Annotated in this window: 14 protein-coding genes and 1 pseudogene; 11 read left to right on the forward strand and 4 right to left on the reverse strand. The window is 73.9% G+C overall.

Annotated elements, in window-relative coordinates:
* Positions 1-28: 28 nt before the first annotated feature.
* Positions 29-454, forward strand: coding sequence for a DoxX family protein (locus tag KSNIM_RS23135; RefSeq protein WP_263105080.1), 426 nt, complete (start codon positions 29-31; stop codon positions 452-454).
* 98 nt (positions 455-552) lie between these two features.
* Here the strand turns inward: KSNIM_RS23135 and KSNIM_RS23140 are convergent, their stop codons facing one another.
* Positions 553-771, reverse strand: coding sequence for an acyl-CoA carboxylase subunit epsilon (locus tag KSNIM_RS23140; RefSeq protein WP_263105081.1), 219 nt, complete (start codon positions 769-771; stop codon positions 553-555).
* Between the two features lie 24 nt (positions 772-795).
* Positions 796-2,388 (reverse strand): acyl-CoA carboxylase subunit beta, encoded by a 1,593-nt coding sequence (locus KSNIM_RS23145; RefSeq protein WP_263105082.1) that lies wholly within the window; start codon positions 2,386-2,388, stop codon positions 796-798.
* A 328-nt stretch (positions 2,389-2,716) separates the two neighbouring features.
* On the opposite strand from KSNIM_RS23145, the gene KSNIM_RS23150 reads away from it, so the two are divergent.
* The 4 genes and pseudogenes from KSNIM_RS23150 to KSNIM_RS23165 all read left to right on the forward strand — a co-directional run bounded on the left by KSNIM_RS23150 (position 2,717) and on the right by KSNIM_RS23165 (position 7,429).
* On the forward strand, positions 2,717-3,589 hold the full coding sequence (locus KSNIM_RS23150) for a biotin--[acetyl-CoA-carboxylase] ligase (RefSeq protein ID WP_263108068.1): 873 nt from the start codon (positions 2,717-2,719) through the stop codon (positions 3,587-3,589).
* A 143-nt stretch (positions 3,590-3,732) separates the two neighbouring features.
* Positions 3,733-4,827 (forward strand): adenylate/guanylate cyclase domain-containing protein, encoded by a 1,095-nt coding sequence (locus KSNIM_RS23155; RefSeq protein WP_263105083.1) that lies wholly within the window; start codon positions 3,733-3,735, stop codon positions 4,825-4,827.
* A 262-nt stretch (positions 4,828-5,089) separates the two neighbouring features.
* Positions 5,090-6,244: pseudogene (locus tag KSNIM_RS39135) on the forward strand (diguanylate cyclase domain-containing protein); the annotation flags it as partial.
* An 819-nt stretch (positions 6,245-7,063) separates the two neighbouring features.
* Entirely contained in the window at positions 7,064-7,429 is a 366-nt protein-coding gene (locus KSNIM_RS23165) for a hypothetical protein (protein WP_263105085.1), read from the forward strand.
* 22 nt (positions 7,430-7,451) lie between these two features.
* Here KSNIM_RS23165 and fdhD read toward each other — a convergent pair whose 3' ends face one another.
* Positions 7,452-8,273 carry a formate dehydrogenase accessory sulfurtransferase FdhD gene (fdhD, locus tag KSNIM_RS23170; protein ID WP_263105086.1) on the reverse strand — a complete coding sequence of 274 codons (822 nt, stop codon included), beginning with the start codon at positions 8,271-8,273 and terminating at the stop codon, positions 7,452-7,454.
* A 143-nt stretch (positions 8,274-8,416) separates the two neighbouring features.
* Between fdhD and hutH the strand changes: the two genes are divergently transcribed.
* A complete protein-coding gene (gene hutH, locus KSNIM_RS23175; RefSeq protein WP_411543758.1) occupies positions 8,417-9,991 on the forward strand; it encodes a histidine ammonia-lyase in 1,575 nt (524 codons plus the stop codon).
* A 22-nt stretch (positions 9,992-10,013) separates the two neighbouring features.
* Here the strand turns inward: hutH and KSNIM_RS23180 are convergent, their stop codons facing one another.
* A complete protein-coding gene (locus KSNIM_RS23180; protein ID WP_263105088.1) occupies positions 10,014-10,382 on the reverse strand; it encodes a hypothetical protein in 369 nt (122 codons plus the stop codon).
* A 255-nt stretch (positions 10,383-10,637) separates the two neighbouring features.
* Here KSNIM_RS23180 and KSNIM_RS23185 point away from each other — a divergent pair, with 255 nt between their 5' ends.
* The 5 genes from KSNIM_RS23185 to hutU all read left to right on the forward strand — a co-directional run bounded on the left by KSNIM_RS23185 (position 10,638) and on the right by hutU (position 15,732).
* Complete coding sequence (locus KSNIM_RS23185) at positions 10,638-11,510, forward strand: MurR/RpiR family transcriptional regulator (protein WP_263105089.1); 873 nt, start codon at positions 10,638-10,640, stop codon at positions 11,508-11,510.
* Between the two features lie 199 nt (positions 11,511-11,709).
* The gene (locus KSNIM_RS23190) at positions 11,710-12,069 is read left to right on the forward strand and encodes a hypothetical protein (RefSeq protein ID WP_263105090.1); all 360 of its coding nucleotides are present in this window, start codon (positions 11,710-11,712) and stop codon (positions 12,067-12,069) included.
* Positions 12,070-12,157: 88 nt separating this feature from the next.
* Positions 12,158-13,261: an LLM class flavin-dependent oxidoreductase gene (locus KSNIM_RS23195; RefSeq protein WP_263105091.1), complete on the forward strand. Its 1,104-nt coding sequence runs from the start codon at positions 12,158-12,160 to the stop codon at positions 13,259-13,261.
* Complete coding sequence (locus tag KSNIM_RS23200; protein WP_263105092.1) at positions 13,258-13,875, forward strand: CE1759 family FMN reductase; 618 nt, start codon at positions 13,258-13,260, stop codon at positions 13,873-13,875. The genes KSNIM_RS23195 and KSNIM_RS23200 overlap by 4 nt, the downstream gene beginning before the upstream one ends.
* Positions 13,876-14,076: 201 nt before the next feature.
* A complete protein-coding gene (gene hutU, locus KSNIM_RS23205; protein WP_263108069.1) occupies positions 14,077-15,732 on the forward strand; it encodes a urocanate hydratase in 1,656 nt (551 codons plus the stop codon).
* The last annotated feature ends 11 nt before the right edge of the window (positions 15,733-15,743 follow it).

The following is a 15,743-nucleotide window of genomic DNA, read 5'->3' on the forward strand; positions in this document are numbered from 1 at the left end:
CCGCAGGTTCCAGCCGAGGAGACGTACCGTGTCCCGTTCGTCCGTCAGAACAGAGGCCGTCCGCCCTTATGCGGTGGGCCTCTTCCGTGTCGTCGCCGGTCTGCTGTTCACGGCCCACGGCGCGGCCTCGCTGTTCGGCGTCCCGGCCAGTGGCCGGGGCGGCGGCACCGTCGAGGCGTGGTCCTGGCCCGGCTGGTACGCCGCGGTCATCCAGCTCGTCGGCGGCGCCCTGGTGCTGCTCGGGCTCGCCACCCGCGCCGCCGCCGTCGTCTGCTCCGGCTCGATGGCGTACGCCTACTTCTCCGTGCATCAGGAGCACGCGCTCTGGCCGATGCAGAACGGCGGCGAGCCGGCCGCGCTGTTCGCCTGGGTGTTCCTGCTGATCGCGGTGCTCGGCCCGGGCGCGGTGGCACTGGACGGCCTGCTCGGCCGCCGTTCGGCGCCGGCCGGCTGACCGGCGCGACCCTTCGGACACCCTCCCGCCGGACGCACCGACGGCCCGGCGCACCGCCCCGCGAGGGGGGTGCACCGGGCCGTCCGGCGGCTCGGCCGCTAGCGGGCCCAGCCGGAGGTCCGCCAGGCGGCGGGGCCGGGGGTCGGCATGCTGCGCATCTTCCGCGCGTGGTCGCGCCACGGGGAGGCCGGGCCGCCCGCCCGGCCGGCCGCCTCGGCGGCGGCCTGTGCGGCGGCGGCCCGGGATTGGACCACCGCCAGGACGGTGGCCAGCTCCTCGGGGGTCGGCTGCCCGTGCAGCACCTGGATGGGGGCCATGGGTCGATCCTCTCCCGGAACGGACTACAGCGGAATGTTGCCGTGCTTCTTCGGCGGCAGCGTCTCCCGCTTGCCGCGCAGCGCCCGCAGTCCGCGGACGATGTGCCGGCGGGTCTCGCTCGGGGCGATGACCGCGTCCACGTATCCGCGCTCGGCGGCCAGGTACGGGTTGAGCAGGGTGTCCTCGTACTCGGCGACCAGCTCGGCGCGGCGGGCGTCGACGTCCTCGCCCGCCTTCGCGGCCGCGGACAGCTCGCGGCGGTAGACGATGTTGGCCGCGCCCTGGGCGCCCATGACGGCGATCTGCGCGGTCGGCCAGGCCAGGTTGAGGTCGGCGCCGAGGTGCTTGGAGCCCATGACGTCGTAGGCGCCGCCGAAGGCCTTGCGGGTGATCACGGTGATCAGCGGGACGGTGGCCTCGGCGTAGGCGTAGATCAGCTTGGCGCCGCGGCGGATGATGCCGTCCCACTCCTGGCCGGTGCCGGGCAGGAAGCCGGGCACGTCGACGAAGGTCAGCACCGGGATGTTGAAGCTGTCACAGGTCCGCACGAAGCGGGCGGCCTTCTCGCTGGCGTCGATGTCCAGGCAGCCGGCGAGGTCCATCGGCTGGTTGCCGACGATGCCGACCGGGTGGCCCTCGACCCGGCCGAAGCCGGTGATGATGTTGCCGGCGAACAGCGGCTGGGTCTCCAGGAACTCGCCGTCGTCCAGCACGTGCTCGATCACCTTGTGCATGTCGTACGGCTGGTTCGCCGAGTCCGGCACGATGGTGTCGAGTTCGAGGTCCTCGTCGGTGATCGAGAGGTCGGCCTGCTCGGCGTAGGCCGGCGGGTCCGAGAGGTTGTTGGAGGGCAGGTACGACAGGAGGTTCTTGACGTACTCGATCGCCTCCTTCTCGTCCGCGGCGAGGTAGTGGGCGTTGCCCGACTTGGTGTTGTGGGTGCGGGCGCCGCCCAGCTCCTCCATGCCGACGTCCTCGCCGGTGACCGTCTTGATGACGTCCGGGCCGGTGATGAACATGTGCGAGGTCTGGTCGGCCATCACCACGAAGTCGGTGATCGCGGGGGAGTACACCGCGCCGCCCGCGCAGGGGCCCATGATCAGCGAGATCTGCGGGACCACACCGGAGGCGTGCACGTTGCGGCGGAAGATCTCGCCGTACAGGCCGAGCGAGACCACGCCCTCCTGGATGCGCGCGCCGCCGGAGTCGTTGATGCCGATGACCGGGCAGCCGGTCTTCAGCGCGAAGTCCATCACCTTGACGATCTTCTCGCCGAACACCTCGCCGAGGGAGCCGCCGAAGACCGTGAAGTCCTGCGCGAAGACGGCGACCTGACGGCCGTCGATCGTGCCGTAGCCGGTCACCACGCCGTCGCCGTACGGCCGGTTCTTCTCCTGGCCGAAGTTGGTCGAACGGTGCCGGGCGAACTCGTCGAACTCGACGAACGAGTCCTCGTCCAGCAGCTCGACAACCCGCTCACGCGCCGTCAGCTTGCCCTTGGCATGCTGCTTCTCGACGGCCGCGGCGGAGCCGGAGTGCACCGCCTCGTCGATCCTGCGCCGCAGGTCGGCGAGTTTCCCGGCGGTGGTGTGGGGGTCGTACGGCGCCTCGGTCATTGAGGTGGCTCTCCCTGGTCCTTGGCCGCTCCCGAAGCCGACGACGGCATGAGGGCAGGGCGGCACTGCGACTACCGCCAAGTAGCGTAGCCAGCCGCGCGCGAATCGTGTTATGGCCAGCGACACAGTGTGTCGGAACGCCCATCTGCGGCACGATGGGACGGCCTGTGGCCGGGGCGCCCGCACCCACCCTCCGCGCACCCACCACCGGGCCCGCGCCGGGCCCCGCGCCCCTTGCGCCGCGGCGGCCGCCGCGCGGCCCCGTCGGTAGGCTGGCCAGGTGACCGACGCCGAGCAGCCCGAACCCACCCGTCCCCGCCGCAGCGGCCTGCGCGGCCTCGGCCAGAGCGCCGGACCCTCCCCCTGGACGGACCTGGAGCGCCCGCCGCTGGACACCGCGGCCCTCCGCCGTGACCTGGTCGTCCCCGGCGGTCTGTGGACCTCCTTCGACGTCGTCACCGAGACCGGCTCCACCAACACCGACCTCGCCGCGCGGGCCCGGGCCGGCGCCGCCGAGGGCGCCGTGCTGGTCGCCGAGGCCCAGAACGCCGGCCGCGGCCGGATGGAGCGCCGCTGGAGCGCCCCGCCGCGCTCCGGCCTCTTCCTGTCGATGCTGCTGCGGCCCACCGGTGTGCCGGTCGAGCGGTACGGCTGGCTGCCGATCCTGGTCGGCGTCGCCGCGGCCGCCACCGTCGCCCGGATCGCCGAGCTCGACACCGGCCTCAAGTGGCCGAACGACCTGCAGGTCACCGTCGGCGGCGAGGAGCGCAAGATCGGCGGCATCCTCACCGAACTCTCCGGCGGCGCCGTCGTCGCCGGACTCGGCATCAACGTCTCGCTGCGCGCCGACGAACTCCCGGTGCCCACCGCCTCCTCGCTCGCCCTCGCCGGCGCCGCCGTCACCGACCGGCAGACCCTGCTGCGCGGCCTGCTGCGCGAGATCGCCGAGCTGTACGGCGAGTGGCGGGCCGCCGCCGGCGACCCGCACGCGAGCGGGCTGCTGCCCGCCTACACCGCCCGCTGCACGACGCTCGGCCGCCCGGTGCGGGTACAGCTGCCGGGCGAGCGCGAACTCGCCGGTGAGGCCGTCGCGGTGGACGGCGACGGGCGGCTGGTGGTGCGCACGCCGGACGGCACCCGCCACCCGGTGGCCGCCGGCGACGTCGTGCACGTCCGCCCGGAGCGTCCGGACTCCGCCTGATCCGGACGGATGCCCCGGATTGCGGGATTCCGTGCGAACATTCCACCTGGCAGCGGTGTGAGGCGCGCCACTACCCCCGGGTGGTCGGCCGCCCTTGACAGGCAGGACAAGAGGAAGTGCGGCGACCGCACGGGGATGGACCGGTGGCAGGCGAGGAATCGGGCAACGGCAACGGCAACGGTGACCACGGCACGGGCGGGGCGGGCGAGCGCACCGTCGCGCTGGACCTGGAACGGCTGATCCTCGACGCCCCGCGCAAATACACCCCCTACCAGGCCGCCCGCGCGGCCGACGTGCCGATGGAGCTCGCCACCCGGTTCTGGCGGGCGATGGGCTTCCCCGACATCGGCCAGTCCCGGGCGCTCACCGACAACGACGTGATCGCCCTGCGCCGCCTCGCCGGCCTCATCGAGTCCGGTCTGCTCAGCGAGCCGATGGCGATCCAGGTCGCCCGCTCCACCGGCCAGACCACCGCCCGGCTCGCCGGCTGGCAGATGGACACCTTCCTGGAGAACCTCACCCAGGCCGTCGAGCCCGGCCTCACCCGCGCCGAGGTCGCCTATCCGCTCACCGAGCTGCTGCTGCCCGAGCTGGAGCAGTTCCTGGTGTACGTCTGGCGCCGCCAGCTCGCCGCCGTCACCGGCCGCGTGGTGCACGCCGCCGAGGACAACGAGATCACCAGCGGCCGGCTCGCCGTCGGCTTCGCCGACCTGGTCGGCTTCACCCGGCTCTCCCGCCGGCTGGAGGAGGAGGAGCTCGGCTCACTCGTCGAGACCTTCGAGACCACCTGCTCCGACCTCATCGCCGGCCAGGGCGGCCGGGTGGTCAAGACCCTCGGCGACGAGATCCTCTACGTCACCGAGGACCCGGCGGTCGCCGCCGAGATCGCCCTCTGTCTGGTGGAGACGCTCGCCAAGGAGGACACCATGCCCGCGCTGCGGGTCGGCATGGCGTTCGGCACCGTCACCTCCCGGATGGGCGACGTCTTCGGCACCACCGTCAACCTGGCCAGCCGGCTCACCTCCATCGCCCCGCGGGACGCCGTGCTCGTCGACGGCGAGTTCGCCACCGCGCTGGAGCAGACCGGCGCCGCCCCGCCGCACGTGCCGGACGACCCGGCGGGCCGGCAGGCCGAGGGCGGCTTCCCCTTCCACCTGCAGCCGATGTGGCGGCGCCCGGTGCGCGGCCTCGGCCTGGTCGAGCCCTGGCTGCTCAGCCGGAGCCACGACCCGGAGTGACCCTCCCGGGAAGTGCCCCGGGGCGCCCCTGATGCGGTGCCCCTCGCGCGTGCCGCAGACCCGCACGACTTCACCTTGACAAACCGGGCAATGCCTTACCAAACCGCCATAATCTTGGTCCAGGATGGATACGCACCAGGGCGGACCAAGGGACGAGGCGATCCGGTTGAGCGGTGAGGCGGACAGGGCGGCGGACGGAGCCGGCCGACCCCCTTCCACCCCGGACGCGCGCCTGCGCGCGGTCGTCGAACTCGCCCACGACATGGCCGGGGCGCTGACGCCGCTGGAGGCCGTCCGCGCCGCCGCCGTCCGCGCGACCGCCGCGCTGGAGGCCACCATGGCCGCCGTCTCCGTCTGGGACCGCGAGTCCGGACGGCTCCGGGTGCTCGCCAACTACGGCGAACTCGCCGCCGGCGAGGAGGAGTTCCCGGAGGACGAGTCCTACCCGGTGGCCGACTTCCCGGAGATCGTCACCTACCTCGACGAGCACTGGACGACCGGCCGGCTGCCCCGCGCCTGGGTGCAGACCGCCGAGGACACCGACCCCGGCCCCGCACCGGACCACCCGGCCGCCGGCGCCTTCTGCCTGCAGCGCGCCGCCGGACTGCGCAGGCGCGGCCGCGAGTGCTGCCTGGTCGCGCCGATCGTCCTGCACGGCCAGGCCTGGGGCGAGCTGTACCTCGCCCGCAGCGCCGGCCTGCCGGTCTTCGACGAGGCCGACGTCGACTACGCCACCCTGCTCGCCGCCCAGATCTCCGCCGGCCTCTCGCAGACCGAGCGCCTCGCGGACCTGCGCCGCCTCGCCTTCACCGACCCGCTCACCGGCCTCGCCAACCGGCGCGCCGTCGACGCCCGGCTGGAGAGCGCCCTGCAGGCCCACAACCGCGACAACACCGTCGTCAGCCTGGTCGTCTGCGACGTCAACGGCCTCAAACGGGTCAACGACCAGCTCGGCCACGAGATGGGCGACCGCCTGCTGGAACGGTTCGCCCACCAGCTCTCGCTCTGCGCCGCCAAACTGCCCGGCAGTCTCGCCGCCCGCCTCGGCGGTGACGAGTTCTGCCTGCTCGTCGAGGGCCAGAAGGCCGACGAGGTGGTGGCCGTCGCCGAGGACCTCTGCGCCCGCGCCCTGCAGCTCACCGAGGGCGAGGGCGTCGCCTGCGGCGTCGCCTCCACCGGTGACTCCATCGGCCCGGTCTCCACCGCCGACCGGCTCTTCCGGCTGGCCGACGCCGCCCAGTACCGCGCCAAGGCCTCCCGCGCCGCCCACCCCGTGGTGGCAGGCCGCAGCCACGGCCCCGGCTTCTCGCCAGACCCGACGGTGCTGCTCGCCGACGCCGCAGACCCGCACCACCGGGCCGACGGCCGCCGCGGCGGCCCAGGCCAGCGCGGCAACGGCGACCGCCGGCGTTTCCGCGGAGCCGCCCGCAGCGCCGACCCCGGCCAGCTGCTCACCACCGTGCTGGCCGCACTCGACCAGAACGAGGTCCACCGCACCAGCCACCCCGCCGACACCCTGGCCCGGATGGTCACCGTCGCCGAGACCTCCGCCCGGCTGCTCGACGCCGTCGCCTGGTGGGTCTCGTACGTGCCCCCGGGCTCGCACCTGATGCGCACCGCCCAGCACGCCGTGTACCGGATGACCAGCGGCCCGAGCAGCTCCGGTGCCGCCACCCAGCGCGCCCAGATCGAGGCGCCGGACGCCGTGTTCGACCTCCGCCACTACCCGCTCACCCGGCGGGCCGCCCGGGGCGGCGGCTTCGCCCTGCGGGCCGGTGCCGCGGGCAACGACCCCTCCGAGGAGGCCGTGATGGTGGTCAGCGGCTACAAGGCGATGGTCGCCGCGGGCGGCCCCAACGCGGCCGGCGGCTGGCTGGTCGAACTCTTCGCCGACGACACCACCCTGCCGCTCGGCCAGATCGCCGCCGCCCTGCGCGCCCTGGTCGCCGTCGCCCTCTCCGGCCCGACGTCCCCGCCACCGGACTAGCGGGCCTGTCGTCAAAGGCGCACTCGGGAGGCCACGTCAGGGGCGCGTGGGGGCCCTCACGCGCTCCTGGTGGCGCGCCCCCGGTCCTGGGGGAGTGGAACCGCCGCGGCGGGGCATCCGACGGGTGCGGCTGCGACGGGCCCGCGCGGGGTACGTCACAGCTGGGCCACAGGGGCCGCGCGGGGGCTGTGCCCCGCGGGCCGCGGCTGCGACAGTGGCCGGACAGCATCGGGGGACCTGGGAGGGACCATGCGCACCAAGTTGGCGGGGGCACTGCTCGCACTGGCACTGGCGGTCGGCGGCTCTGCGCTGGCCGGCGGCGAGGCATCGGCGGCGACGCCCCGCACCGCACCCGCGGCAGCCGTTCAGCAGGCCCCGGCGCAGGCGCCGGCCCAGGCGCCCGCCCAGGCCCGGGCGATCGGCCGGGCGGCGGCACCCGCCCTCGCCCCGGCGGCGTCCAAGCAGAAGACCAAGACGGCGAAGTCCAAGTCCAAGTCCAAGAAGAAGAAGAGCTTCTTCGGCACGGTCGCCGGCATCGTGATCGGCGTCGTGATCCTCGGCATCGTCCTGATCGTCATCGTCGTCGTCGTGATGGCGATGCGCCGCAGGAACTGACCGAGCGCCGGGTGGCGGCCCGTCAGCCGGTCGCCACCCGCTCCGTGGCGGTGTACACGTTGGCGCTCTCGCCGCGCAGGAAGCCCACCAGGGTGAGGCCGAGCTCCTCGGCGAGCTCGACCGCGAGCGAGGACGGCGCCGACACCGCGGCCAGCAGCGGCACGCCCGCCAGCGCCGCCTTCTGGGTCAGCTCGAACGAGGCCCGCCCGCTCACCAGCAGCACGTGCCCGGTGAGCGGCAGCCGGCCCTCCCGAAGGGCCCAGCCGATCACCTTGTCCACCGCGTTGTGCCGTCCGACGTCCTCGCGGGCGCACAGCAGCCTGCCGTCCGCGTCGAACAGCCCGGCCGCGTGCAGCCCCCCGGTGGAGTCGAACGCCCGCTGCGCCGCGCGGAGCCGCTCCGGCAGGGCGTAGAGCAGGGCGGGGGAGACCCGCAGGGCGTCCCGGTCGACCGGCCAGCGGCTGTGCGTGCGCACCGCCTCGACGGTGTCCCGGCCGCAGAGCCCGCAGGCGCTGGTGGTGAGCAGGTTGCGGTGCCCGGAGAGCGGGGCCGCGTCGCCGCGCACCGTCGCGTCCACCACGTTGTAGCTGTTGACGCCCTCGTCGTCGGTGCCCGCGCAGTACCGCAGCGCGGCCAGCTGCTCGGTGCGGTGGACGACGCCCTCGCCGACCAGGAAGCCCGCTACCAGGTCGAAGTCGTGGCCGGGGGTGCGCATGGTGACGGTCAGCGGCTCGCCGCCGAGCCGTATCTCCAGCGGTTCCTCGGCCGCCAGCGCGTCCGGGCGCACGCCCGCCTCGTCGCCGCGCAGCCGGACCACCCGGCGCCGTACCGTCGCCCGTGCCATCGACCCTCCGCATGCCGTGTCCGCCGTGCCCAGCCTGCGGCACCGCACCGTCCTGACGGAAATCCTGCCCCCGGTCGCCGCGGGACGCGTCCGGCCAGCGGTTGTCAGATTCCCATTCACCTGATCTCATTGTGCATATGGATATGCACGGTGCTGTGGCCCCCGACGCGCCACTGGTCCAGGTCGGCAAGGCCGACGTCACTGCCGAGGACGTCCTCGCCGTCGCCCGCGGCAACGCCCGGGTCGAGATCGGCCCGGACGCGCTCGCCGAGATGGCCGGCGCCCGCGCCCGGATCGACGCGCTCGCCGCCGAGCCGCGCCCGGTCTACGGCGTCTCCACCGGCTTCGGCGCCCTCGCCGTCCGGCACATCAGCCCCGAGCTGCGCGCCCAGCTGCAGCGCTCCCTGGTGCGCTCGCACGCCGCCGGCATGGGCCCCGTGGTCGAGCGCGAGGTCGTCCGCGCCCTGGTCTTCCTGCGCATGAAGACCCTCGCCTCCGGCCGCACCGGCGTCCGCCCGCTGGTCGCCGAGACCATGGCCGCCCTGCTCAACGCCGGCATCACCCCGGCCGTCCGCGAGTTCGGCTCGCTCGGCTGCTCCGGCGACCTCGCCCCGCTCTCGCACTGCGCCCTGGTGCTGATGGGCGAGGGCACCGCGTTCGGCCCCGACGGCGTCGAGAAGGACGCCGCCGAGCTGCTCGCCGCCGCCGGCATCGAGCCGGTCGAGCTGCTGGAGAAGGAGGGCCTCGCCCTCATCAACGGCACCGACGGCATGCTCGGCATGCTGGTCATGGCCATCGCCGACCTGCAGAAGCTGTTCACCACCGCGGACATCACCGCGGCGATGAGCCTGGAGGCACTGCTCGGCACCGACAAGGTGCTCGCCCCCGAGCTGCACGCCCCGATCCGCCCGCACCCCGGCCAGGCGCTCTCCGCCGCCAACATGCTGGCCGTGCTCAAGGGCTCCGGCCTGACCGGCCACCACCAGGACGATGCGCCGCGCGTCCAGGACGCCTACTCGATCCGCTGCGCCCCGCAGGTCGCCGGCGCCGGCCGCGACACCGTCGCGTACGCCCGCACCGTCGCCGAGCGCGAGCTCGCCGCGTCCGTCGACAACCCGGTGGTGCTGCCGGACGGCCGGGTCGAGTCCAACGGCAACTTCCACGGCGCTCCTGTCGCGTACGTGCTGGACTTCCTCGCCATCGCCGCCGCGGACCTCGGCTCGATCTCCGAGCGCCGCACCGACCGGCTGCTCGACAAGGCCCGCTCGCACGGCCTGCCGGCCTTCCTCGCCGACGATCCGGGCGTGGACTCCGGCCTGATGATCGCCCAGTACACCCAGGCCGCCCTGGTCAGCGAGAACAAGCGGCTCGCCGTCCCGGCCTCGGTGGACTCCATCCCGTCCTCCGCGATGCAGGAGGACCACGTGTCGATGGGCTGGTCGGCCGCGCGCAAGCTGCGCCAGGCGGTCACCAACCTGACCCGGGTGCTGGCCGTCGAGCTGGTCGCCTCGGCCCGGGCGCTGGAGATCCGGGCCGAGGGCGGCAGCGGCCCGCTCGCCCCGGCCACCGCCGCCGCGATCGCCGCGGCCCGCGAGGCCGGCGTCGGCGGCCCCGGCCGGGACCGCTTCCTCTCGCCCGACCTGGAGGCCGCCGCCGCGCTGGTCGCCTCCGGCGCACTGGTCGCCGCGGTCGAGCGGGTCGCCGGCCCGCTGGCCTGATGCCACGGCGGGACGGCCGGGCTCAGTACCGGTCGTCCCGCCGCCGCTCCCGGCGGCCGGCCCGCGCGGAGGAGATGTTGATGCCGACGATGCCCGCCCAGCAGACGATCAGTCCGGGCAGCCGGGCGCTCTCGGCGGCGATCGCGGACAGCGGGATGCCCATCACCAGCGAGAGCACCTGCACCTTGAACTGCGGGTTCCCGGGCCGCCGTACGGGCTCGGCGGCGCCGAGGCGCTCGGCCACGCGCTGCTCGACCCGGGCGTCGAGCCGCTCGTCCAGGCGCGCGAGGAAGGAGTCGACGATCTCCGCCTCGTACTCCTTGCCGAGCTCCTTGCGGGTCTGCACGGCGGCGTCGAGGTCGCGCGCGAGGTCGTCCTTGGAGAGGTCCATGGGCCCAGCCTGGCCGCGGGGCCGGGCCGGGGTCCACCGCCGGAGGGCGATCTCGGGGACGGATCAGGGCCGTCTCGGGGTGGCCCCGGGGGCGACCCCGACACGGCACCGGCGGACGACGGCCGCCACCGGGCCGACGTCCGGGTCCGTCCCGACCCGCGAAACACCGTTGCCCGTATGCCAGGACTGCGCGACAGTCGTCCAAGCCGCCGCCGCCAACGGTGCGCAGCGCTCACGAGCCCGGAGGAACCGCCGATGACAGCCCTGGACGAGACCGGTACCGCGGGCCCCTCCGCCCGACTCCTCCAGCTGTTCGAGGGCCACCGGCTCACCCCCACCCAGCGCCGGATCGCGCACTCCCTCGTCCGGCACGCCACCGAGGCGCCGTTCCTGTCCAGCGTGGAGGTCGCCGAGCTGGCCGGCGTCAGCCAGCCGTCGGTGACCCGCTTCGCGGTCGCGCTCGGCTACGACGGCTACCCGGCCCTGCGCAAGCAGCTGCGCGAGCTCGGAGCGGGGGAGTCCGCGCCGGCCGCCGAGACCCCCGCGGACGCGGTCCGCAACGAGCACCAGCAGGCGGTGCTGGCCGAGATCGAGCACCTGCGCCACCTCGCCGAGCTGCTCGCCGACCCGGAGCCGATCGTCCGCGCGGCCCGGCTGCTCGCCGCCTCCCGTCCGCTGCCGGTGATCGGCCTGCGGGCCGCCTCGGCCCAGGCGCACGGTTTCGCCTACTTCGCCGCCAAGGTGCACCCGGACGTACGCCTGCTGGACGAGGGCGGTTCGATGCTGGCCGACCGGATCGAGCAGGCCGCTTCGGCCGGCGCCACCGCACTGGCCTGCTTCGCACTGCCCCGCTACCCGCGGGAGCTGATGGACGCTCTGATCACCGCCCGGGAGTGCGGTCTGACGGTGGTGACGGTCGCCGACAGCGCCTTCGCGCCGGTTGCCAAGCTCTCCGACCTGATGCTGCCCGCCGCGGTCGGCACCGGTCTGGTCTTCGACACCGCCTGCGCCCCGATGATGCTCGGCCGGGTGCTGCTGCAGACCATGTGCGACGAGATCCCCGGTGCCGAGGCCCGCCTGGAGGCCATCGAGCAGTCGGCGGCGGCCCGCGGGCTGTTCCTGGAGTAGCCGCCGCGCAGGAGTGGTCACCGCGCGGCCGCCCCCGGCCCGCCGTGCCCCGCGCCCGGTGCGCGGGGGCACTCGGTGGCGCGCCGGGGGCAACTGTGCGCGGTTCGACGGGTTGGCGCCCACCCGGGAGCGGGCATCCCCCAGACAGGGCCCGGTCGCGGGCCGGACGGGGGTGAACGGGATGCGGGTGATCCACCAGATGAGACCGACCGCGCGGATGGCCGACGGGGCCGACGAGTGGTCCTGTCCGACCTGCGGCCGGCGGATCGTGCTGCGCCGCCCGCCGGACCCGGGCATCACCGTGCTGGACGCGGGCGACGAGTCCGCCGTGCACATCGGGATCACCGAGCCGACCGCCGCCGAGCGGGCCGCCGCCGAGGCCGCCGAGCGGTACGGGTTGGGCCCGGTCCAGGAGATCCCGCGTCCACCGGCCCGGGCACCGCGGGAGGCCCCGGAGGGCGAGGGCGGGGCCGGCCGGGAGCCGGCCGCCATCGACGCCCGGGATCGCGCCTGGCTGGCCGAGATCGGCATCGACTGGGAGGGCGGCGCGGCCGCCTGAGCCGGTCGGACGCGGCGGGAATAGCCGCCGCGGCAGGGTCGTTCAGCCCGACGTAGTTGAAATCTGAACGATCTGGAGAGTGAGAGCCATGCAGTTCGGGATCTTCACCGTGGGCGACGTCACCGAGGACCCGACCACCGGCCGCACGCCGAGCGAGCACGAGCGGATCAAGGCCATGGTGGCGATCGCGCAGAAGGCCGAGGAAGTGGGCCTGGACGTCTTCGCGACCGGCGAGCACCACAACCCGCCGTTCGTGCCGTCCTCGCCGACGACCATGCTCGGCCACATCGCGGCCCGCACCGACCGGCTGATCCTCTCCACCTCGACCACGCTGATCACCACCAACGACCCGGTGAAGATCGCCGAGGACTTCGCGATGCTGCAGCACCTGGCCGACGGCCGGGTCGACCTGATGCTCGGCCGCGGCAACACCGGACCGGTCTACCCGTGGTTCGGCCAGGACATCCGCCAGGGCATCCCGCTCGCGATCGAGAACTACGCGCTGCTGCACAAGCTCTGGCGCGAGGACGTGGTCGACTGGAAGGGCCGCTTCCGCACCCCGCTCCAGGGCTTCACCTCGACACCGCGCCCGCTGGACGGCGTCCCGCCGTTCGTCTGGCACGGCTCGATCCGCAGCCCCGAGATCGCCGAGCAGGCCGCGTACTACGGCGACGGCTTCTTCGCCAACAACATCTTCTGGCCGAAGGAGCACTTCCAGCGCCTGGTCAACCTCTACCGCGAGCGGTACGCGCACTACGGCCACGGCACCGCTGAGCAGGCCGTCGTCGGCCTCGGCGGGCAGGTCTTCATGCGCCGCAACTCGCAGGACGCGGTGCGCGAGTTCCGCCCGTACTTCGACAACGCCCCGGTCTACGGGCACGGACCCTCGCTGGAGGAGTTCACCGAGCAGACCCCGCTGACCGTCGGCAGCCCGCAGCAGGTGATCGACAAGACGCTCACCTTCCGCGAGACCTTCGGCGACTACCAGCGCCAGCTCTTCCTGGTCGACCACGCCGGTCTGCCGCTGAAGACCGTCCTGGAGCAGCTCGACCTGCTCGGCGAAGAGGTCGTCCCGGTGCTGCGCAAGGAGTTCGCCAACGGCCGGCCGGCCGGCGTGCCGGAGGCCCCCACCCACGCCTCGCTGCTCGCGCAGCGGACCGCCGCCGAGAACACCACCGAGGAGGCCCGATGACCGCCCCGCTCAAGCTGGTCGCCGTGTCGGCCGGCCTGTCCGTCCCCTCGTCCACCCGGCTGCTCGCCGACCGCCTGGCCGGCGCCGTCCGGACGGCGCTGGAGGGCCGGCGGGAGGTGGAGGTCGAGGTGGTCGAGCTGCGCGGCCTCGCCAGGCCGATCGCCGACCACCTGGTGACCGGCTTCCCCGGGCCCGAGCTGCGGTCCGCCCTGGAGTCGGTGGAGGCCGCGGACGGCCTGATCGCGGTCACGCCGGTCTTCAGCGCCTCGTACAGCGGGCTGTTCAAGTCCTTCTTCGACGTGCTGGACCGGGAGGCGCTGACCGGCACCCCGGTGCTGATCGCCGCCACCGGCGGTAGCGCCCGGCACTCGCTGGCCCTGGAGCACGCACTGCGGCCGCTCTTCGCCCACCTGCGGGCGGTCGTGGCCCCGACCGCGGTGTTCGCCGCCTCCGAGGACTGGGGCCCCGGCGGCGACGCCGAGGGGCTCGCCCCGCGGATCGCCCGGGCCGGCGGGGAGCTCGCCGACCTGCTCGCCCTCCGCCCGCCCCGGCCCCGGGCGGAGCCCGAGGTGGTGCCCTTCGAGCAGCAGCTGGCGGCGCTGCGCGCGGGCTGACGGTGCGATTCCACGGCGGGCGGCGGGACGGGGTCCCACCGCCCGCCGTCGCGTTCCGGAGGCGTGCCGCCGCGCGGGGCGGGACGGATCCTGGTCCGATTGGTGCTGAGGTCTGGCTTCCGAGTGAATGACTGGATATATTCAGTCTCGGTAAGCCTGAATGAATTCATCCGCAAGGAGGCCGGAGGCATGGTGGACCAGGTGAGCGGCCCGCGCGAGGTGCGCGCGGCACGGGGGACGCAGCTGACCGCACAGGGCTGGCAGCAGGAGGCCGCCCTGCGGATGCTCATGAACAACCTCGACCCGGAGGTCGCCGAGCACCCCTCGAAGCTCGTCGTCTACGGAGGCACTGGCAAGGCGGCCCGCGACTGGCGCTCGTACGACGCCATGGTGCGCACCCTGCAGAACCTCAAGCAGGACGAGACCATGCTGGTGCAGTCCGGCCGGCCGGTCGGCGTCATGCAGACCCACGAGTGGGCGCCGCGCGTCCTGATCGCCAACTCCAACCTGGTCGGCGACTGGGCGAACTGGGAGGAGTTCCGCCGCCTGGAGTCGCTCGGCCTCACCATGTACGGCCAGATGACCGCCGGCTCGTGGATCTACATCGGCACCCAGGGCATCCTCCAGGGCACCTACGAGACCTTCGCGGCCGTCGCCGACAAGAAGTTCAACGGCACCCTCGAAGGCACCATCACCCTCACCGCCGGCCTCGGCGGCATGGGCGGCGCCCAGCCGCTCGCCGTCACCATGAACGGCGGCGTCGCGATCTGCATCGACTGCGACCCCTCCCGGATCGCCCGCCGGATCGAGCACCGCTACCTGGACGTGGAGGCCAAGAACCTCGCCCACGCCCTCGAACTCGCCACCGCCGCCCGGGACAAGAAGCAGCCGCTCTCCATCGGCCTGCTCGGCAACGCCGCCGAGCTCGTCCCGCAGCTGCTCGCGATGGACGCCCCGATCGACATCGTCACCGACCAGACCAGCGCCCACGACCCGCTGAGCTACCTGCCGATCGGCGTCGCCTTCGACGACATGGCCACCTACGCCGCCGAGAAGCCCGCCGAGTTCACCGAGCGCTCCCGCGAGTCGATGGCCAAGCACGTCGAGGCCATGGTCGGCTTCCAGGACCGCGGCGCCGAGGTCTTCGACTACGGCAACTCGATCCGCGGCGAGGCCCAGCTCGCCGGCTACGACCGGGCGTTCGCCTTCCCCGGCTTCGTCCCGGCCTACATCCGCCCGCTGTTCTGCGAGGGCAAGGGCCCGTTCCGCTGGGCCGCGCTCTCCGGCGACCCGCAGGACATCGCCAAGACCGACAAGGCCGTGCTCGACCTCTTCCCGGAGAACGAGTCGCTGCACCGCTGGATCAAGATGGCCCAGGAGAAGGTCCACTTCCAGGGCCTCCCGGCGCGCATCTGCTGGCTCGGCTACGGCGAGCGCGACAAGGCCGGCGAGCGCTTCAACGACATGGTCGCCTCCGGCGAGCTGTCCGCCCCGATCGTCATCGGCCGCGACCACCTCGACTGCGGCTCCGTCGCCTCCCCGTACCGCGAGACCGAGTCCATGCTCGACGGCTCCGACGCCATCGCCGACTGGCCGCTGCTCAACGCCATGGTCAACGTCGCCTCCGGCGCCTCCTGGGTCTCCATCCACCACGGCGGCGGCGTCGGCATCGGCCGCTCGATCCACGCCGGCCAGGTCACCGTCGCCGACGGCACCGCCCTCGCCGGCGAGAAGATCCGCCGGGTGCTCACCAACGACCCGGGCATGGGCGTCATCCGGCACGTCGACGCCGGTTACGACCGCGCCGTCGAGGTCGCCGGCGAGCGGGGCGTGCGCGTCCCCATGGGCGAGCTGTGACCGACAGCTTC

The organism is Kitasatospora sp. DSM 101779 (assembly GCF_025655475.1).
Taxonomy (GTDB): domain Bacteria; phylum Actinomycetota; class Actinomycetes; order Streptomycetales; family Streptomycetaceae; genus Kitasatospora.

Coding starts and splice junctions, on each gene's coding strand:
- KSNIM_RS23140 (WP_263105081.1), bottom strand. CDS start 771: ATGGCCCCCATCCAGGTGCTGCACGGGCAGCCGACCCCCGAGGAGCTG.
- KSNIM_RS23145 (WP_263105082.1), bottom strand. CDS start 2,388: ATGACCGAGGCGCCGTACGACCCCCACACCACCGCCGGGAAACTCGCC.
- KSNIM_RS23165 (WP_263105085.1), top strand. CDS start 7,064: ATGCGCACCAAGTTGGCGGGGGCACTGCTCGCACTGGCACTGGCGGTC.
- fdhD (WP_263105086.1), bottom strand. CDS start 8,273: ATGGCACGGGCGACGGTACGGCGCCGGGTGGTCCGGCTGCGCGGCGAC.
- hutH (WP_411543758.1), top strand. CDS start 8,417: ATGCACGGTGCTGTGGCCCCCGACGCGCCACTGGTCCAGGTCGGCAAG.
- KSNIM_RS23180 (WP_263105088.1), bottom strand. CDS start 10,382: ATGGACCTCTCCAAGGACGACCTCGCGCGCGACCTCGACGCCGCCGTG.
- KSNIM_RS23185 (WP_263105089.1), top strand. CDS start 10,638: ATGACAGCCCTGGACGAGACCGGTACCGCGGGCCCCTCCGCCCGACTC.
- KSNIM_RS23190 (WP_263105090.1), top strand. CDS start 11,710: ATGAGACCGACCGCGCGGATGGCCGACGGGGCCGACGAGTGGTCCTGT.
- KSNIM_RS23195 (WP_263105091.1), top strand. CDS start 12,158: ATGCAGTTCGGGATCTTCACCGTGGGCGACGTCACCGAGGACCCGACC.
- KSNIM_RS23200 (WP_263105092.1), top strand. CDS start 13,258: ATGACCGCCCCGCTCAAGCTGGTCGCCGTGTCGGCCGGCCTGTCCGTC.